Source organism: Mesorhizobium sp. WSM4842 (assembly GCF_055901575.1).
This window is the reverse complement of sequence record NZ_CM148372.1, coordinates 2,889,636-2,909,131: the sequence shown is the minus strand read 5'-3', so window position 1 is coordinate 2,909,131 and position 19,496 is coordinate 2,889,636. Positions and strand designations below refer to the sequence as shown.

Annotated in this window: 15 protein-coding genes and 2 pseudogenes; 4 read left to right on the top strand and 13 right to left on the bottom strand. The window is 60.8% G+C overall.

All coding sequences use genetic code 11. The features are described from left to right. Positions 1-41 precede the first annotated feature (41 nt). The 3 genes and pseudogenes from AC0NIE_RS14115 to AC0NIE_RS14105 form a co-directional block, all read right to left on the bottom strand. Positions 42-431 (bottom strand): annotated as a pseudogene (locus AC0NIE_RS14115) (transposase); the annotation flags it as partial. Continuing rightward, positions 430-740 (bottom strand): annotated as a pseudogene (locus tag AC0NIE_RS14110) (DegT/DnrJ/EryC1/StrS family aminotransferase); the annotation flags it as partial. The pseudogenes AC0NIE_RS14110 and AC0NIE_RS14115, both read right to left, overlap by 2 nt. 264 nt (positions 741-1,004) lie before the next feature. Beyond that, a complete protein-coding gene (locus AC0NIE_RS14105) occupies positions 1,005-1,241 on the bottom strand; it encodes a hypothetical protein (protein ID WP_473489131.1) in 237 nt (78 codons plus the stop codon). Here AC0NIE_RS14105 and AC0NIE_RS14100 point away from each other — a divergent pair. The 3 genes from AC0NIE_RS14100 (at position 1,222) to AC0NIE_RS14090 (ending at position 5,742) form a co-directional block, all read left to right on the top strand. Continuing rightward, positions 1,222-2,208 (top strand): right-handed parallel beta-helix repeat-containing protein, encoded by a 987-nt coding sequence (locus AC0NIE_RS14100; protein ID WP_473489132.1) that lies wholly within the window; start codon positions 1,222-1,224, stop codon positions 2,206-2,208. The two genes, AC0NIE_RS14105 and AC0NIE_RS14100, sit on opposite strands and share 20 nt — an antisense overlap. Before the next feature lie 218 nt (positions 2,209-2,426). Continuing rightward, on the top strand, positions 2,427-4,220 hold the full coding sequence (locus AC0NIE_RS14095; protein WP_473489133.1) for a type I secretion system permease/ATPase: 1,794 nt from the start codon (positions 2,427-2,429) through the stop codon (positions 4,218-4,220). A 160-nt stretch (positions 4,221-4,380) separates the two neighbouring features. Then, entirely contained in the window at positions 4,381-5,742 is a 1,362-nt protein-coding gene (locus tag AC0NIE_RS14090) for an HlyD family type I secretion periplasmic adaptor subunit (RefSeq protein ID WP_473489134.1), read from the top strand. 181 nt (positions 5,743-5,923) lie between these two features. Here AC0NIE_RS14090 and AC0NIE_RS14085 read toward each other — a convergent pair whose 3' ends face one another. From AC0NIE_RS14085 to AC0NIE_RS14060, 6 genes are all read right to left on the bottom strand, one after another. Next, positions 5,924-6,154, bottom strand: coding sequence for a hypothetical protein (locus AC0NIE_RS14085; protein ID WP_473489135.1), 231 nt, complete (start codon positions 6,152-6,154; stop codon positions 5,924-5,926). Between the two features lie 113 nt (positions 6,155-6,267). Then, complete coding sequence (locus AC0NIE_RS14080; protein WP_473489136.1) at positions 6,268-7,269, bottom strand: nucleotidyltransferase family protein; 1,002 nt, start codon at positions 7,267-7,269, stop codon at positions 6,268-6,270. Further along, entirely contained in the window at positions 7,266-8,441 is a 1,176-nt protein-coding gene (locus AC0NIE_RS14075) for a PqqD family peptide modification chaperone (protein WP_473489137.1), read from the bottom strand. The genes AC0NIE_RS14080 and AC0NIE_RS14075 overlap by 4 nt, the downstream gene beginning before the upstream one ends. A 181-nt stretch (positions 8,442-8,622) precedes the next feature. Then, positions 8,623-10,068, bottom strand: coding sequence for an exopolysaccharide biosynthesis polyprenyl glycosylphosphotransferase (locus AC0NIE_RS14070; RefSeq protein WP_473489168.1), 1,446 nt, complete (start codon positions 10,066-10,068; stop codon positions 8,623-8,625). A 443-nt stretch (positions 10,069-10,511) separates the two neighbouring features. After that, positions 10,512-11,672, bottom strand: coding sequence for a glycosyltransferase (locus AC0NIE_RS14065; RefSeq protein WP_473489138.1), 1,161 nt, complete (start codon positions 11,670-11,672; stop codon positions 10,512-10,514). 34 nt (positions 11,673-11,706) lie between these two features. Further along, positions 11,707-13,362, bottom strand: coding sequence for a GMC family oxidoreductase (locus AC0NIE_RS14060; protein ID WP_473489139.1), 1,656 nt, complete (start codon positions 13,360-13,362; stop codon positions 11,707-11,709). Between the two features lie 195 nt (positions 13,363-13,557). On the opposite strand from AC0NIE_RS14060, the gene AC0NIE_RS14055 reads away from it, so the two are divergent. Further along, the gene (locus tag AC0NIE_RS14055; RefSeq protein ID WP_473489140.1) at positions 13,558-14,772 is read left to right on the top strand and encodes a hypothetical protein; all 1,215 of its coding nucleotides are present in this window, start codon (positions 13,558-13,560) and stop codon (positions 14,770-14,772) included. Positions 14,773-14,809: 37 nt separating this feature from the next. Here the strand turns inward: AC0NIE_RS14055 and AC0NIE_RS14050 are convergent, their stop codons facing one another. From AC0NIE_RS14050 to AC0NIE_RS14035, 4 genes are all read right to left on the bottom strand, one after another. After that, positions 14,810-15,214 (bottom strand): recombinase family protein, encoded by a 405-nt coding sequence (locus AC0NIE_RS14050; protein ID WP_473489142.1) that lies wholly within the window; start codon positions 15,212-15,214, stop codon positions 14,810-14,812. Then, positions 15,211-16,404, bottom strand: coding sequence for a glycosyltransferase family 4 protein (locus AC0NIE_RS14045; protein ID WP_473489143.1), 1,194 nt, complete (start codon positions 16,402-16,404; stop codon positions 15,211-15,213). Before AC0NIE_RS14045 ends, AC0NIE_RS14050 begins: the two co-directional genes overlap by 4 nt. A 296-nt stretch (positions 16,405-16,700) precedes the next feature. Beyond that, a complete protein-coding gene (locus AC0NIE_RS14040; RefSeq protein WP_473489144.1) occupies positions 16,701-17,999 on the bottom strand; it encodes a glycosyltransferase family 4 protein in 1,299 nt (432 codons plus the stop codon). After that, a complete protein-coding gene (locus AC0NIE_RS14035; protein ID WP_473613743.1) occupies positions 17,905-19,203 on the bottom strand; it encodes a polysaccharide biosynthesis/export family protein in 1,299 nt (432 codons plus the stop codon). Before AC0NIE_RS14035 ends, AC0NIE_RS14040 begins: the two co-directional genes overlap by 95 nt. Positions 19,204-19,496: the final 293 nt, after the last annotated feature.

The window sequence follows — 19,496 nt, the reverse complement described above, 5'->3', positions numbered from 1 at the left end:
CGGGCTTCGGGCTGCTAAGCGGGCAGCACAACGAGCGGTGATCATGACCGATGCGCCCATTCGCGGAGTCCGATGGACATGATCTTCCACGGCTGGTCGACGAGCTTGTTCCTTGCGGCGCAGCAATGGATGACGATGTCGTCGTAGTCCTTGAAGATACGGTTGGAGAGCCAGTTGTCGCGCATGAACTGCCAGACGTTTTCGACTGGGTTCAGTTCCGGTGAGCGCGGCGGCAGGAACATCAGGGTGATGTTGTCCGGCACCTTCGGTTTCGGAGTCACATGCCATCCGGCCTGATCGAGGATGAGCACCGCATGCGCGCCGTCGTCGACGCTCCGGCTGATCTCGGCGAGGTGCTCCCGCATCGCCTCGGTATCGCAATAGGGCAGGACAAGGCCCGCGCCCTTTCCCTTCCGGGGGCAGATGGCCCCGCTGGTCGAACCAGTGGGGGAATTTCACACAATAGCTTTGCCAGTTGCTGCGAGTCCAGCAAGGCTCGGCAGGCGTTTCCAGTTCGGCGATGTCGCGAAGGCGCTCACCATATTGCGCCGCAAGCTGCCTCCGCCGCGTGAAGAGTGCGAGAAGCCGTTGCAGTTGCTCACGCCGATGGCAGCCTGCAGGTCAGTCAGGCGGTAATTGTAGCCGAGTTCAGGATAGCTCTCGTAGATCACCTGTTTCGAGCCATGCCGGACTGTGTCGGTAACGCTCATGCTGTGTTGGCCGACTAGCATGCATGACCTTGTCTCCTACTGCTCGGGGTAGGGTCACGCGTGATCCGAGTACTAGGCGACGTTTGCAATCCGACGTAGGCGCAGGCTTGAATGCAGTGCCGATCGCCCGGGAGAGTCTCAGTATAGCCCTATCCACGCCGTATTCTGGTCATGAAGGTTAGCATTATACCCCCAGATGAAATTTCTGGTTGTATAAGCGGAGTTTCATTAAGACGATAAATTATCGTTTATTGTCGATGGGTGTCCTTCGAGATACTTATAGTGATTAATATTTTAACTGGAGAAACACATGAAGTCGATGAATTCCGACAAGGGAATACTGAGGAAACACTCGGAAGGGTTGAACAACTCACGCGCGTCGACGGAGACAGCCGCGTCGAGCCCGACCTCGACCGTGACGACCGAGGCTCCCACTTCCACCGATTCCGCGTCGACGGCATCCACGGCTTCCACGTCGACGGAGACAGCCGCGTCGAGCCCGACCTCGACCGTGACGACCGAGGCTCCCACTTCCACCGCTTCCGCGTCGACGCCATCCACGCAGCCGGCGCAGGGTCTTACCCACACCACCACACCGATCCAATCGGAGTACGATGGCCAGGTGATTGAAAATCTTGACATCTACGTCACCAACGGGGACGCGGTCACGATTACGCACGACAATGTCATCCTGCGCAATTGTCGTATTCATCACGTCGAAGGCGACGGGGTGACGGTTTCGGGCGCAACCGGCGTCACGATCGAGAACACCGAGGTCATCAACGCCGACCCGCCGGCGGGAATCGACGCCGAGACGAGCCCGAACATCAACAACATCAACGCAGAAAACGCCGCGAACCTGACCGTTCAAAACACCACGGTGCGGGAAGGCTCGACCGGCATCTATCTCCTGAACTCGCCCGGCGCGGATCTTTCGAACGTCGATGGCTACAACTTCCATGGGCCCATGCCGCGCGGTCAGTTCGTCCAGTTCAACAACTCGGGCAATAGTTCGCTGACCGACTTCTATGCCGTCAACGAAGCCGGCAGTTCGCATCCTGAGGACATCGTCTCGGTCTATGGCAGCCCGAATACGACGATCTCTAACGGGGTGATCGACGGTAACAACTCCGTGACCGGCGTCGGCGTCATGTTCGAGAACGCATCAACCGGCGGCAGGGTGCAGAACGTTGACGCCATCCATCAGGGCAATGGCGCGTTCTCGTCCTACGCGAGCGATGTCACCTTCGATGACACGAGGTCGTTCGACGGTATCAACGAGGACCAGGGCCGCGGGCTGTCCTCGTCGAATGGACTGATCTGGAATGTCAGCTCCGGCGGGGTCAGTGTCCTGAACTCGAGCTACACCAACCCTGGCAATCCCAACAACATCATTTGGGACAAGTCAAAGGCGGTCGTAGCCGACGTGCACGAGGATGCCGCCGCCACCCCAATGGCACACATCGATAACCAGTTCGCCTGGGACTACGCAGTCTGAACGGGCGGCGCAACCGGCTGCTGCAGCCGGTTGCGCCCCACTTCAGCACGGTGAGATGGGGCAGCGCTCGCGCTCGGACCAACTCGGCGGGTGGTTCCGTCGGGGGATTTTTGCATGAGACCTCGCCCTGCCCTGCCGCCTTCCTCCCTCGTGAACAGAGACCTGAAGATGGCCAGGGTTAAAGCGCCCGCGACCGCTTCACTGGATTCGGATAATAGATGACAAATTCCTCCGTGCACGTGCCCTCGCCGCTCGCGGGAGCCTTGCGCGAGATCCGTCCGGGCCTCTTCGCGGCCGGCGGGCTCTCGCTCTTCATCAATCTTCTCATGTTCGTGTCTCCGCTCTACACGATGCAAATTTATGATCGCGTCCTAACGAGCCGTAATGCCGTCACGCTCGTCATTATTTCGGTGATCGTGGGCGTGTTGCTGATGACCTATGTTGCCCTCGAACATTATCGGGCTCGTATCCTCCAGCAGGCTGGCGTGCGGTTCGACCGGCTCTTGTCCGGTCCCGCCTTCGAGGCGGCGCTTTCCTCGGCGCTGCGTGTCCGCGGATCGAATCATGCACAGACCCTGCGCGATCTCGACCTCATGCGCGACATTCTTTCGGGCGGCGTCATCATGGCGCTGATGGACGCGCCCTGGGCTCCGATCTACATCGTGATCTGCTTCCTACTTCACCCGTTGATCGGCCTTGTGGCCCTCGTCGGCGCGGTGGCGATAGTGACGATCGCACTCGTAAATGAGCGAGCGACGAAGGGCTTGCTCTTGCGAGCCTCGCTCACGAACACTCGCGCGATCGACAGGCTCGGCTCCTCGCTGCGCAATGCAGAGGCAATTCGGGGGCTCGGGATGGGGCCTGCTATCCGGTCATGGTGCACCGGAATCCGCGAGGAAGCGCTAGGTTACTCCGTCAGCGCGGGCGAGCGCGGCGGCACCCTTCTTGCTTTGTCCAAGTTTCTGCGCATGGCCATTCAAACGGCCATGATGGGCGTCGGTGCGTACCTAGCTATTAACAAGGAAATCTCCGGGGGCGTCCTGTTTGCGGCGTCGCTTATCATGGGTCGGGCGCTTGCCCCGATTGAGATCATGGTGGCGCAATGGAAAAGTATCGTGTCCGCGCGCAGCGCCCACGCGCGCCTGGAACGCATATTCGAGGAGAACCCGCCCATTGCCGGACGCGTGCGTCTGCCTGACGTCAGGGGTACGGTTTCCGTCGAGAACCTTTTCGTCCTCGCCCCCGGTACGAACACGCCGGTCGTCATGGGCGCGACGTTCACGCTGAAGGCGGGAGAGGTCGTCGCCCTCGTCGGGTCATCGGGCTCGGGCAAATCCTCGCTCGCGCGTGCGCTTGTGGGTGCGTGGCCGCCGGCGCAAGGATGCGTGCGACTCGATGGCAACGATTTGCGCCATTACGATCCGGACCAACTCGGCACCGCGCTCGGCTACCTGCCCCAGGATATCGAGCTGTTTCCCGGTTGCGTGCGCGACAACATTGCACGCTTCCGAGCGGACGCGGCCGATGCGCAGGTGACCGAGGCGGCAACACACGCCTCTGCGCACGAGATGATCCAGCGCCTCCCCAACGGGTATATGACCGACCTCGGGGAGGATGGAGTCGGACTGTCGGGTGGGCAGCGGCAGCGGGTCGGTCTCGCGCGCGCCCTGTTTGGCAAGCCGAGCTTCGTCGTGCTCGATGAGCCTGATGCCAATTTGGACAGCGATGGCAATCGCGCACTGATCCGCTCCATCGAAGGGTTGCGGAGAGACGGAAAGACCGTTGTGATCGTGACCCACAGGCCGAACCTCCTGTCGGCGGTGGATCGAATGATCATCATGCAGGAAGGACGAATAGCGCAGATGGGCAGTCGTGACCAGTTGCTGCCGTCGCTCGTCGGCCCGAACGTAGCGCCGGCACCGCGGCGGCCCGTCTGGGATGGAGGGCGCGCCGGACCGCCGGCGTCAGATCCAGCGCACTCTCTCCTCCGCCGGACACGCGTCGATGCATAACGAGTCGAGACCAACGATGATGATGCCTGACACCTCGAAAAGGACTGCAGTCATAGCACGCGTTCGCGGGCTCCCGACGCGGACGGCCCGCTCGACCCCTGCCTCCGCTTGTACAAGCGCGGTGGGGCCGACACTTTCCGCGCTCTTGCGTGCAGGACGGGTGACTCGAGCCAGCTTCCCGCAGATTTTCGCGCCGTTAGATTTTGCCGGCCCAGACCACAAGCCGGCACACGCAAACCTCTCCGGCGACTGGCGCAAGCCCGCGCGGATGGGCTTTGGCATCGTCGTGCTGACCTTCGGCATCCTCGGCGGGTGGGCCTCTCTGGCCAGCCTCGACAGCGCGGTGGTCGCTTCGGGTACAGTTGTGGTCGAAACCGACCGCAAGGCGGTTCAGCACCTTGCGGGCGGTATCGTGCGTGACATTCTCGTCTCGCCCAACGCACATGTGACCGAGGGTCAGGTGCTCGTGCGCCTTGATCTCACCGAGGCGCAGGCGCAGGGCGAAATCGCGAGGTCCGCCGTCTTCTCGCTGCTTGCCGAGAAGGCACGGCTGCAGGCGGAACTGGACGGAGCCGAAATGGTCACTTTCCCGCGCGAACTCACGCTAGGGAGCGCCCCCCTGGCCCAGCGCGCGATGGAAGACCAGTTGCGACTGTTTAACAAGCGCCGCTTGGCCCGTACGAACGAGGTTCCCATTTTGCAGGAGCGCATCGCCCAGTCCGAACGGAAGATCGAGGCCGTACAATCCCAAAGCGAGGCTGTCCGTTTGCAGATCGAGAGTATCACAGAAGAGCACGACATGCTGGCGCCCTTAGCCCATAAAGGCATCATTCTGGGCACGCGGCTGACCGCGCTCAAACGGCAGCAGGCCGATCTCCAAGGTCAGCTTGGTGCCTTCCTTGCCGGAATAGCGGGCGAGCGCCACACTATCGGCGAGGCGCGACTCCAGATCGAGCAAGTCGGGCGCGAGGCCATCGAAGAGGTCTCGGCACAGTTTGCCGAGACCAGTGCCAAGCTCGCCGACGCCGGCGAAAAGCTGCACGTTGCAGATGACGTGCTCAACCGCACCGAAATACGCGCACCGCGGTCCGGGCGCGTTGTCGGCTTTAAGGTACACACGATAGGAGCCGTGGTTCGCCCCGGCGAAACCTTGATGGAGATCGTCCCTGATGACGACACTCTGATCGTCTCCGCGAAGATGTCGCCGGTCGACATCAACAATGTTGCCGAGGGCCTTCCTGCCGAGATCCGACTGCCTTCGTTCAAGGCTCGCTCGACGCCGGTCGCGATCGGCGAGGTGCAGACCGTTGCCGCGGACGCGCTCCATGACGAAGTGACGCGTGAGCCCTACTACGAGTTGAAAGTTTCCGTGCAGGTCTCTCAGTTCCCCGAACAGGTCCGCGAGAAACTTAGGCCCGGCATGCCGGCGGAGGTGATCGTTGCTACCGGCGAGCGGACCGTGCTGTCCTACTTGACGCAACCTCTAACGGACGCGTTCCGTCTCGGCATGCGCGAAAACTGAGCCCCCTTCCTTAGACAGGATCAGGGTAGACCGCAGAGGCGCGGCAATATGGCAGGATCGATGACTGCTGGGGCAAAGATCGGGCGAAGCGCGCTTCCGTTTCCACGGCCGCCTCCAACCGACTTAGGCGTTCCGGACTACACGTCATCTATGATCGGCCAGAACGACCAACGAAACCATTCTAAGGCTTGCGGCCAGAGTGGACGCGTTTCTTGCTGCCCCATCCATGTCCGGGACGTGCGCCATGCGATGCGGCAATAGCTTGCGAGTTCAAGCTCGTGCCAAGCAACAGAGCAATGGATGGAGGTGTTACAACAGCAAAACGCCCGGCATTCTTTAGAAATTCACGACGTGCCTGTTCTTCCGGGACAAGTTTATCTGTCTTTACTTTGGAATATTTCCCGCTCTTCATCAAATGTACTCCAGGCTTAGAATAACAACTCTAACCTCTAACCATATAAACTATCATATGCGACTCGTGAAGACAACGCGCCATCAAGATACAATTCAGGAAATTAAGTATTACTACACTTTTGACCCGAGATCGCCGTCAAGGAGGATGCTAGTGGCGCGGCGTCCAAAGTCGAGCGGACTCCGTCGGCCCAAGCCATCGCCATGTAGGAGTCGCCACATACCCCACAGCGAATTGCCGACCAGGCGCAATGGAACGCCGAGGACGGGATGGTACAAGGGGAAGACACGCCGCCAGTGTTGAAAGCGAACCAATGGGCGCCGCACATATTGCGCCGGTGCTCTGACGCCAAAGAAGTGACTCAATGCCAGGAGCTGAGTATCGAACGCGTTCCGCGCGCTCTGGTCGGGCAAGGATGTTCGGAGCACCGCCCAATCCAGCTTATGCTGTTCCGCCAGCCGCGCCAGATCATAAAGGTGGCGAAAGTCGGTCCTTCCGCGCCAGTAGTCCGCCTCCTTGATGAGATCATGCATGATCCAGTGGAGGGCCCGCGACTGTGGGGCGGGGATTTTCGCCCTAAGGCCGTGGCGGCGGGCAAGCCTCGGGGACTCGCGGTCAATCTCCCGGTACGGCCGGAGCTCCAGGAGACCGACGTCTTGCGGGCGCGCCATGCCACCATCGACCGTCACTTCGGCAAAGCCAAGCTTGGCAAGGCAAGCCCGGGCAGCCCCTTCTTTGGCCGTTTCCACAGCCAAGTCGAGATCGCTCATGATCCTGTCGGGAACCCTGCCGCTCGACGAAAGGAACAAGGGAACGGCCCCTTTGAGCAGGACCGGAACGACGCCCCCCTGATTGAGGGCAGCAACGGCTTCATTCAGCTGCCTGCGCAAGCGCAAATTGCGTTCCCGGTTGCAGCGGTAAATGAACTGAAGATACTGGCCCACGTCTTCGGGGAGCCGGTCAAGCTGGCCCGTGTGCGCAAGAGTGGCGAACAAGACGGGCGTAAGCAGAGTGTGGTTGGCGAGTGCAATTACCGCCTGCCAGTCGGCCGTTACCACCAGGCGGCCGCTAAGTCCCGCGATCAGGGCCTCGAGCGCATCCCTGGTGGGCTTCATCGGCACGCCGCCTTCAGCAGTTCCAACGCGTCATCCAATTTGGCATAGGTCAGGCAAAAGCCCTGTGCCGATCGGATGACTTGGCAAAGAACGTCGAACGCGGTGCTGCTTAGCTCTTTATTCCGCGCAAAGGCGCCGTTCAGCAAGCCACCCAGGATGTCGGTCGGGTCAATCACCCGCAGGGAAGGTTTGGCATCCTGCGTCCGACAGAGCAAGGCCACCCAGCCCACGGGCCGGGGAACGGGAGGGACATGATCCTTAGGCACAAGAAAGCGCACGCGCCTGCGATCGGGGCGCCGGTAAACCGGAGACCTGCCGAGTTCGGGGAAATATTGTCCGAGAATGGACCATGATCCCGATTTGACTGCAGGCGCAAAAGCAAGGCCGATACCCTGTCCGGCCGAGTCGAGAAGTGTCACATCGTCTGCCGCGAAGCCAAACCCCGCGTGGACCAGCGCCAAGGTCAGCGTCGTCTTGCCCGAGCCGGGGTTACCACAAAGGAGGAGCGTGCGGCCGTTCTTGAAAAGCGCCGCCGCATGGAGGGCGAGTTCATATTCACTGTGCCCAAGCACTTCGGCCAGCAGTTGCCCTTTGACCATAATGGGTATCTCGTCTCGACCACAGGAATCAGTCCAGTGGCCATCCCGGAACAGGTGGATCCGCTCCCTACGCTCAACCAGATGGAATAGAACGTCGACGGCCCTGTTTCGAACTTCGAGATGCTGAAATACGGTTGCGGCCGGAAAGGCGACGGCCGCCGGATACAGTATGCGCACACACACGCCTGGAACAGCAACGACCTGGCAGATATATTGATGAGCTGCGGTTGGGCACGGCGGTGGAGCAGGCTGGATTAGGCCGAGCCGTTCCCAGTCTTGAAGGGCAGCCTCGACATAGCCATAGGCCTCTTGCCTATCAATGCCACGGGCTGCCATCTCGCCCAAGATAGCCTCGACCTGCACGCCTTCTTCAAGCGAGCGCCAGATATCAGCCGCAGTGTCATTGAGCGCAAAAACTACCCCCTGCGTTGAACTGAGCAGGATATTTTGCCCTTTGATGCATGCAAGCCGCCCTTGGGGAACTAACCTCGCCGTAGCATACTCGACAAGGGGAGGCCCCGCAGTTCGGTCAGTGGTTCGGGTTTGTTGCGGACTCACAGAAGCCGTCATCATGGTGTCGAGCCTCACCCAAAGTCGTATTCAACTGATAGCGTCGAAGAAGAGGTTCGCTCTTTCCGAGTGAGGTGTCGCTTGGCAGTTAATTGATGGGGTCGTCTGCCAGCCGCCACTCCTTGCAAATCAACCACTTGCCACACAAAATCGCCTCCAGCGGCCTCGAATCGGCAAAGTTGGGCTAGAAGGCGTTTCGCCCCGTCCAGATGCGGGGGATGGTCAGAAGCAGGATCTTTACGTCGAGCCAGACCGACCAGTTGTTGACGTACCACATATCGTGTTCGACACGCTTGATCATCATGTAGACATGCGGCGTCGCGCCGCGGCAGCCATTTATTTGTGCCCAGCCGGTGATCCCCGGCTTCACCTTGTGCCGAGCCGGATAGAGAGAGATGATCTGGCTGTATTCGCTGTCATGCGCCAGCGCGTGCGGCCGCGGGCCTATCAACGACATGTCGCCCTTCAGCACGTTCCACAGCTGCGGAATCTCGTCGATACTGAACCTTCTCAATATGCGCCCAACGCGGGTGACGCGGGGATCGCCCCTGCAGGCTTGAGGGACAACAGGCCCGTCCTCCAGGATCGTCATCGTTCGGAACTTATAGATCTTGAACGTGCGGCCATTGAACCCGGCCCGACGCTGACAGAAGAGCACCGGCCTCCCGCATTCGAGCGCAATCAGCCCCGCTACAACGGCGAGAGGGGGCAGAAGAAATGGAAGGGCGGCAGTGGTCAGCACAAGGTCGAAGAGCCGCTTCGTAAGCAGCTGAGGCGTCGTTAGGGGCGCGCGTTGCAGTTCTATCGCCCTCGTCCCCCCCAGGTTGACGACAGGCCGCTTCAAGAGCGCGCTAACGACGTGGTCCGGAAGGAGCCTTACGGGTACCGGAACCACGCAAAGGTGAGCCGTGATTTTCTCAATCAGGGATATGTCAGCCCAACTGACAGCAAGGACTATCTCGTCGACAGAACGCCGACGCACATGTTCAATGAGCTTATCCATACACTCAAGGAGCGAGCCCTCGCTGGATGCCGCCGGCAATGTAATCGTTTGGCAGACCTCGCATCCGGAAGCCTCGATTGCCTGGACTACGCCACTTGGCACGCGCACGTCCGATTGCGTTACGATCACTACTTGCGGTTTGGCAAGCATGTCCGACCTGGTCAAGGAGGCAAACAGTCGTCCGGCGCCCAAGCGCACGAAGATGATGCCGCCAAGTCCCGTCACGAAGAACAGCATGACGGCTTGGCGCGAAAACATGTCTCCCACCTTGAGTGCAAGCGCCACAACCGACAGGCAAAGAAAGACCGCCGTCCAGATAAGCACGACCTCCTTGATCTGAGAGGCCAGCGACCGCGGCTCGGAACTCAGATATGGGCCGCGCGCATATGCGGAAGTCGAAAAAAGGGCGGCTACAACAACACCGAGCCCGAAGTTCCGGCCGTACTCGCCGAAATGTCCGAAACTCACAAGATCATATACCATTCCCGAGACGATGCTGAGCAGTACGACGGACATTGCCTCGAGAAGCGGAAACGACTGCAGAAGAACATTGCCGTTGAGGGGCACGTTCCACCGCGGTGCGTTTGACGTGGCGCCCGCACGGGGGCCTTCATGAAGAAGTGCCATGACGTTCACCTGCGTTCAAAGCCGCATCCATCCACCAATGTCGTGACGACCGCCCCCTCCACGGCTGAAAACCGCCGAAATGCCCAGCGTGACTGCGTCCACCGCCTGCGGTCATTGCCCCTTCACGCGAAGTTCGATTGCCGTGGCTGCGGTAGCACTCGGTTCTTGGAGTTGAGAGAATGGCAGCGACACTGTGCGAATCCAATTCGGCATAAGCTCTAACCCCAAAGGGTAGAGCCGGCGGACACACGACCTTCTCCTTGCCCGCTTCCGGCGCCTGTTGGCCCTTCGGAGTACGTCGAAATGAAATGCTCTCGCGCGCAGCACTGGAGCGGCGGACGCTCCGACGGAAGCAACCGGTTCGGAACTCCCGCTCTTTCTCTTGTTTGAGCACCGTTTGAGCACCGAACCCGAAACCGGTTCCCACTTTCGGGCCTGATCGTCTAGGCGAGCGCCATCGCATCGGCGGCGATCTGTCGCAGCAGGGACTTGCGAATGTGGAGTCGCGGGAACGGCTCCATTCCGATCGTGACAAGGATGTGCTCCCAACGGTAAACCCAATCGTGCATCTCTAGGCAACGGACCGCGTTTGTTCGGCGCAACAATTCCGTACGGCGGGGGTTTGCGTCGAGTTCGCCAATTACGTCTGCGATACTGCTCGAGTCTGGTGATACCTCGATCACCGCGTCTTGCCAGTCAAAGTGCTCGCCGAATTCGGCGCATTGCGGCGCGGTCCCAAGCATGACGGCGCCGCCCGCGGCCCCTTCGAAGAGACGGGCAGGCAGCACCTGCTCGCCGGCAACCGTGACGGACTTGGAGTTTGCAAGTGCCGCAGGACTGAAAGCCATGAAATAGCGCGTGCGCCTGATGATATTGGCGAGCAGCAACCGATGCTCATGCCAGTCCCTGACCCGGGAATCTGTGCTTGCGAGCGTGTCGTAGAGATAGAAGAAGTCCCGGTCTTGGGCCAGGTTCAGAAGCTGCCGGTGCATTTTCGCGGCTCGGTTGCCGAACGAGTATACGTCGACCACGCGTTTGACCGGCGACAAATACGGCGTTGAAATAAGGCCGTCGACACCCGTGGCAAGAAAGGAACAGGGCGTGCGGGTGTATTGAGGCAGGCGCGGTATGCACGCGCTGTGCAACAGGAACACGTGATCGAACTGGTCCAGGAGCTTCAGATATTGGCGGTCCTGTTCGAGCGTGCTCGACCAGAGTTCGAACAGATACGCGACAGCAACCTTGCAGCGGCCGCGCCAGTCGTGGATCCGAGACAATTCAACAAGACTTTGCGGGCTCCAAGCGACGAAGAAGAAAAGGTCATAGTCTTGGGTGAGCCGAACATGCTCCATGGTTGGTGCGTTCCTCAAGCCTAGCCCTTTGCGAATCGCGCTCGTCAGTCTGTTGAAGTCACGCTGGACGTTGTGAGGGTCGTGCTTTGGCAAGATGGCGTGAAAGTGTCTCGTCAGGTAGTTGTCGATGCCGGGGGCGATCAGATCGGCATCCTCGCATTCGGCAACGATGCGGCAAAACTCATACGCCAACGCAAAGTGAGCCCGGTCCTTCGCATTGAATTCAGAGGCAACCAGTGTACGTCTCTTCAAGGAATTCTCCCGGCACTTGTCGTTCGACTTTCAACTATTCGGCCGCCGCAGGTTGGACCGGCGCATGGTGCTCCAGTGCCGGGAGGGGTTGCCGACCCAGGATCATGTCTGCTGCCTTTTCCGCGATCATAAAGACAGCGGCCGACGTGTTGGCCGAGGGAACGGAGGGCATGATGGAAGCATCAACGACCCGCAGGCCCTTGAGGCCGTGGACCCGCAACTGGTCGTCCACGACAGATTCAGCACTGTCGGACGGGCCCATCCGGCACGATCCGCACAAATGATAGGCAGTCAGCCCGATTTCGCGGGCAAACTGCAGACGGTCGGCGTCGTCGGTTATTTTCGGGCCGGGAAGCTCTTCCGTGCAGTTGTAGCGCCTGAGCTCGGGGGCCCGAAACAGCTGCTGCACGGCCTTCATGCCGTCGACGACGACCTGTCGGTCCCGATCATCGGCGAGATAGTTGGGCTGGATGAGCGGAGCTTGAAACGGATCGGCCGAGATCGCCCGAACATGTCCGATGCTCTTCGGCCGCAACTGATAGTAGCCAAGCTTGATGACCGGAAACCGCCGCGCGCCGTGGTCGGTATAATTGCCCAGGGTAAGTTCAAGCTGGATATCGGGGGTGGACTGAAGGTCCCGCGAGTTGATGTACCCGTAGACGAGCGACGGGCTGACGGCGAGAAAGTTCGGGCGGCCCAGCATCCATTTGGCCGCCTCGCGCAGGAGGGCGACGCCGTGTCCGCTGACCGTTTCAATGCCCTCCACCCGGGCGATCAGGTGGACGGTGTAGTGATCCTGAACCTTTGTACCGACACCGGACAATTCGTGCACGACCGGAATTCCAAGCTCCGAGAGCATACCCGCAGCACCGACGCCTGACAGCTGCAGCAATTTTGGTGAGTTCGCGGCCCCAGCGGAGAGGATCACCTCGCTACGGGCCTTTACCTCGCTCATGGGATGACCCGGCCCCCGCGCATACCGAACGCCGACGGCCCGCTTTCCCCCGAAGAGGACGGCAGTGGCCTGCGCGTTCGTGCGGACATCCAAGTTCTTCTTTTTGGCGATCGGCCGTAGGAAAGCCCGCCCTGCGCTCACGCGCCATCCCTTTTCTATATAGCGCTGATAGTAACCCACGCCGGCTTGGTTTGCCGCATTGTAGTCGGGATTGCGCGGGACACCGGCATTTAGCGCGGCCTCGATGAATGCATCACAAAGCGGATGTCGCCAATCGCAGTCTGTAACCGGAAGCAGCCCGTCAGTCCCGCGGTAGAAGGGATCACATGCCCCAAGCCTGCGCTCGGTTCTCTTGAAATAGGGCAGCAGGTCGGCGTAGCCCCAGCCTCGATTGCCCTGGCGGGCCCACTCGTCGAAGTCCGCAGCGGCGCCACGGTTGTAGATCATCCCGTTAATTGCGGTCGACCCGCCTAGTGTCTTGCCCTGCACCATTGGAATGGAACGATTGGCCGTGCCCGGGCTCGGCTCCGTTTCGAATTGCCAGGCATATTTCGGATTCGAGCATGTCTTGTAGAGTCCCGCCGGAATGTGCAGAAGGATGCTGCTGTCGGACGGTCCCGCCTCGAGCAGGCACACCGAATTGGTCCCGTCAGCCGCCAGACGATTGGCCAAGACGCAGCCTGCCGCCCCGGCTCCGACGATCACATAGTCAAAGACATCCGCCTCGACCGACATCGGTTCGCGCTCCGCTTATCGCCAGCTTCAGAGAATGGCAGGAAATCCGGCAGATGGCACTTTGCCCATCGGTATTAAGACTTATGAAGGGCTTTCGCGGCGGGCTGAATGGAGAGATGCTGTGCGGGCACAAGCCTGCCGCCAATCTGCATTCTTGGGGAACCTGCGCCGGCCGGCGCACAGGGGAGATGGGGGATGCCTGACGACAATCTCGCCGAGGAAGCCGCCTTGCCGAGAGGACGGATGCGGCATGCCCATCCGCATCTCGTCGGCGACCTCGACGTCTCCGCACAAGCGGAGCCGACGTCTGACACCCGAACGGGTCGCGCGGCCAGCAATCTCTTGAAGTCCCGCCCTAATCGGCGCTGTCTCCTTGCCGGGCTGGCGCTGCCCGTCTCGGGCGTCGTCGGCGCAGCGCTGCATCTGGGCATAGGGCGATCGGGCGGCGGTAAATGGTTCGGGGGCGCGGCCACCTTTCTGCGTCCAAGCGGACCGGTGCTCTCGCGCGCAGATGGGCAGATCATTGAAAATCTTGACATCTATGCCCCCCATGGCAACGGGATCACGGCACTCCATCAGGGCGTCATCGTCCGCAGCTGCCGCATTCGTCATGCCATGGGCAGCGGGATATACGCCCGGGGAGCCGCCGGAATACGCTTGCAGGATCTCGAGATCGATCATGTCGGCGTTCCCCCCTCGGGGACCGGACCAAGCCAGAACCGCAACAACATAGAGCTGGAAAGCTGCCCCGATGCGATCATCATCCGTGTCAAGGCGTCCCGCGGCTCCTCCAATATCTATGTCGTCGACTGTCCGGGCACCCAGATGAGCTTCCTCGAACTGCACGACGCGCGCGGGCCGTTCCCGCGTGGACAGAATGTGCAGTTCAACCGCTCTTCGGATACGAGCCTCGAAGAATTCTCGGCCGAGAACGGTCCCACCTCCTGGACCGAGGACAATATTTCCGCCTTTCACTCGGATCGCTGTACAATTCGACGTGGACTCGTCTTCTACAACAACAGCCCCACGGGCGCTGGCGTCATGCTGGAGGGAAGCTTCAATTGCCGGGTCGATGACGTCGATGCCGTTCAACAGGGCAACGGCGCGTTCTCGGCCGTTCCGCAGGGTAAGGTCGGCAGTGGCGGTTGCTCGTTCAACCGCTGCCGGAGCCGGGACACCTACAATGAGCCACGGGACGGCAGGGACGCCCCGACATCCAACGGCCTGTCGTTCCATACCCGGATATCGGAAGGCGCTGAAAAGCACAGCGTTAGGGACTGCTGCGTCTGCGCGCTCGCCAATCCCGGCAACATCATCTGGGAAACGGCGGCCGTGCATGCCGGGTGGTCCATCGAGCGCAAGACATTTGATCCTAGGCCGCCATTGCGGCTTGCCTTCGACTGGCGGTGAGCGGAGGGTGCGCTGGCGCATCGCCTCCGACCATGCCCTACCGACGACGACGCCAAAAGAGAAACAGGTCTGCTAGCATTGACCGCGGCGGGGACATCCCAAGCGTCCACAGAGGCGCTGATGCAAGGATCATGCGTCCCGTCGTCGTGCTCGTATCGATAGGTGTGTCGACGATGCGAAGACCGACATCCTTGGTGCCAAGCCTTTCGATGAGCGCCAGCACTTCGCGGGTTGTGCGCGCAACACGGTACGGCTTCGTGACCGCAATCACGTCTCCCTTCCTGGCACATGCGATCGCCCTCTCCAGCTCCGGCGTCGAGCCGAACATACTGGCCTTCTCGCAGAAGAAGTTCTCGGCTCCCAACCGGGCAAGATAAAGCTTCTGCGCCTCCAGCCTGGCAGCGGGTTCGAAGGAGTTGATACGACAGTAGCCGATGATCATCGCATTCCCCAACCGTAAGAAGCTTTCAGGGAATGGGATGCAAGGGGCCCGACAAGCCGCTGACGATCTGCGAGCCGCGGTTCGTCAGTCCCTTTGTCTTCCTCCCCCTTCACCGAGATTCCGATGTTGGACCGCAATCCGGAGGGGTTCGCGAGCTCCAGATATTGCTTTGCAACACTGTGAGCATCGAACTGTCTAACCCTCTCGCGGGCACCCGCCGACAAACGCGACCAAAGGTCATCATCGTCCAGCACCGCCTTCAGCGCTGCGGCCATCGCCTCGGCCTGTGGTTCGACCACTGCCCCATTCACGCCATCCGCGAGCAGATCCCGGCTGAGCCTTGAAGACCCAACGATGGGCGTGCCGGTGGCGATCGCCTCCATCACCGTTGCCGAGGCGACAGGGACCGTATAGAGCGTGGGGAAAGCGGCGACGCGAACGCGGCTGTGTAGTTCGCGAACGCGTGCTCCCTCTGCCATGCCGAGAAGCACCACGTGCCCCCGTATCGCTTCAGGAAGAGCGTCGACCGCCTCCGTCACCGGTCGTGTGATGTCACCCGTCACGTAGAGCCGTACGGAAGGGTCGTTGAGGACGCCGAATGCACGGATCGTCGCCTCCGGCGCCTTGTAAGGCGAGGTGCCGGCATGGAGGATTGCCCGCTCGCGATCTGCCAGTCCACGCGACGCATATGACTGGCGATCGATGCATTCGGGAATTTTGAGGATTTGGTCCCTTGGCAGACCAAGATCTAGCACGAGTTCTTCCTGTAGCTCGGACGTAGTGGCGACGACGTGGTGGGAGCGCCGCGAACTTATCCGTCGAATGGCTCGCCAGACTGCCGCGAGCGTCCCTTTCCGCCTCTGAAGATCGTGGACGACCTGCACGATCGTGCCATGCAGCGGAAGCGGCACCGTCTCGCTGTGGATGATAACCTCCGGCCGGAAGCGATTGATGATGCCGATCGCCCGCAGCCACGCCGCGACTGAGGCCGGCCCGGTCAAAGGCACACGGCTCAATCCGATTATCGGCAGCTCGAGGCGAGGCGAAAGAAGTCGCTGGAATTTTGCGCGGCTTTCGAAGGTGCCGACCACGATCTGCACCTGGTGCCCCAGTTCGAGCAACGCCTGGGCAAGTGCCACAATGAAGATGCTCACACCGTCAGGCGAATCCAAAGGTTCGCGCCGGGTCAAGACAATGCGCATTCGATCAAACCCCTCGCATAGGTGCCTGCGAGCGGGCCGCAGCCTCCCGTCGCACTCGCGGCTGTTTCAGTAATGGAAACAAAAGAGGTAGTCATGGGCACGCGCTGAACCTCTCCGAAGTGCACGAGGCGGTAGGATCGATCCTCGGGGCAAATCGATCAGCGACTAATAGGGAGTACCCCGGCCCGCCGGCATGGCCGCACTGCGCTCGTTGACGCGTGAAGCTTGGTGTGCCCTTTGGGCAGTCCTGGCCGGTTCCTGCCGGCGCATGTTCCGGGCCCACCTCACGACACTGCCGCGAAGGCCCGGATTGGGCGCCTGACCAGGGGTTCATAGATGGCCATCAGCCGGTTGAAGTTTGCTTCGGGCGTGTACTGCTCCTGATAGGCGGCATAGGCCCGGCCTGCCAAGTCCTCCAAGGCAGATCGGTTTGAAAGCGCCCAGCGCACCTGATTGGCCAATGCGCCGGCATTGCCGACAGGAACGACAAGGCCGGTGACGTCTGGCTCCACGACCCCTTTGATCCACGGCAGCTCCGAGCAGATGACCGGCAGCCGGCTTGCGAAGGCCTCGATGACGGTCATGGGAAACAATTCATACCCTTTAGACGGAAAGAGCAGGAATGCTGCAGCCTGCATCTCCTTCAGCACCGTCTCGCGCGACTGACGCCCGAGATATTCCACGCGCTCGCCCGCAGATTGCTCGACGAGCGGAGCCAACGGCCCGTCGCCGATGATCCGCAGCGGATAGTCGATCTCCTTCCACGCCTCGAGCAGCGTGGCCACTCCCTTGTGGTGCTCATCCAGTCGTCCGACGAACAGCCCTCCATTGCGACGAAGGTCACCGAAGATCGGCGGCCTGGCAACTGCGTTCGGCTTGACGACAATGCGTTCAGCCGGCAGGCCGCCTTCCACAAGCTTACGCCTGGCCCAGTCGGTAAGGGCAATGAAGCGGTCGACCTTGCGGGACCAGGTGCCGGCTCTCTTGTGAAACTCGACCATTGCGGCAAGGGCGAGCGTGCCCGCCAGGGAATTCCTGTAGACCTTCTTCGGAATAGTCCACCAGCAGGCGTGGCGGAGACTTCGCTCCCGAAGCCTCTCATCGGGATAAAGCAAGGCGCTGGGACAGAGGATCCTGAAATTGTGCAAGGTCATTACTGATGGCACGCCGGCCTCGCGGCACGCATCCAGGATCGAGGGGCTCAGGAGAGGAAAGAAATTGTGGATATGGACGACATCCGGTGAAAATTCCGCCAATTTTCGGGACAGGGCCCGCCGTGAATGAGGGTTGTAGACAACCCCCAGGGCGGTAGAAATCTTGCGCGCGACCCGCACGATATCGTCATTCGTGGCAGAGAACAGCTCGACGTCGACCCCATTCTGCTTCAGGCACGCGAGCTCCTCCCGAACCACGCTGTCCTCTCCGGCCCGTATCTGGTAGAAATTATGAACCATTAAGACGCGCATCGCAGTCCGCCCCGTCCGAATCTCAATTCGGCATCCCGGACGCCCGTGGCGACGACGCGACGGCTCCGGAAAAGTCGGCCTTTGGCAAAACGACCTCCACAACGTCGCCAGGCGCAAGCCCGAGATCTTCGCTGCCGGGGAGCGTCTCGGCGCTCTGCTCTCGCTTTCTATGGACTGTTATCTCGGGCCGACCCGCGGCTATCAGCAAGGTGGATTGCGCTTGACCTGTAAGCGCCAGCTTCTGCGCGGTACCCTCAAGACGCGCCGAGATCTGGGCCAGATTCATATAGGCCTCCTGTAGCTCTCCCAAGGCCGCGATTTGTCGTTCACTGTCGATCTTATTCATCTGTCTGACATATTCACCGCGCTGGCGCTCGATGTTCGATGCCTGGACGATCGTGTCGAGCAGTTGGGTTGATGACATAAGCACCGCTCGACGGGCTTCAGATAGACGCGTGGTCGGCGCCAGGCCCTTCTGAAACAGCGTCCTGACGCTCTCGTATTCGTCGGCGTCGGCCTGGCTTCCCTCTTCGTCCTTCTTCTTCTTTTCAGACAGGAGCCCCAGTTGCAGGTTAGTCTCCTCGACAGCACGTCGCAGAAGCTCCTTGTCCTTTTCACTGTCTGACAGACGAGCTTCGATATGCGCTGATGCCGTTTGCTTCAATCGTTCGGCGAGCGCCTCAGGCACCGGCACGTTCTCGACATGTTTGACTTCTTCGCCGAGTTCGGTGCGAAGGCGCCAAATGCGAGCCTGTTCCATTGCGAATTGCGCCCATAGGGCTTTGTACTCGGAACGGAAATCGGCCGCTTCCATGAGCGGATTGGCGATGCGAACCTGGGCAGCGCTGTAGCCACCCGCAACCGCCACAGCCTGTCGGACGGTCATACCCGGCCGGAAGATGTACTCTCCCGGCTTGGCCACATCACCATAAACATAGATGGGCCGGTATTCGGCAAGCGAAACGAAGACCTGGTCGGTCTCGATCAGGTGCGTTATTTCACGGCCGTCCGCGGTCCCCTGCCGATACTGCTTGCTGGCGAGACTGCCAGCGATTATTTCCTGCGCTTGTTGAATGGAAAGGCCGCTGACTTGAACCGCTCCAACCAGCGCCAAGTTCACCTCGCCGTCCACTCCGATCAGCAATCGCTGCCTGAAATCCGGAATACCAGGGACCGATACTTCCAGCGTATCTCCGGGCTGTAGCGTGTAGTCGGCAAGTGCCGCTGTCGGAATCAGAGCGATGGCGCCAGCCAGCGAAGCGAGGCGGGTCGAAGCCATGGTCATCGACAGCGCCGACAACAAGGATCTCAACAGCTTCATGGGTCCCCCAACGGTTGCCCCCGTATCTCTACGGGCGACTTAGCACGGGTTTCTCCGGCGCGGCCGAACCTGCGCAGTGGATGGCCCTATACTACCAGAGGAGGCATAGCCAAGGCCGAGGCAAAATGGCTGGCTCGCTGGCTCTTTCGAGGCACTCCTCATGGAAGCGGCACGGCGCCGACGCATGAGCGGGCACATCAGCGGACGGCTCTCCTGCTCCTGCCGCGCCAAAATCGGTACAACGCGATCCCCTTCTACCGAGAACGATAGCCCGCCGATGTCGGGTGGGCCGC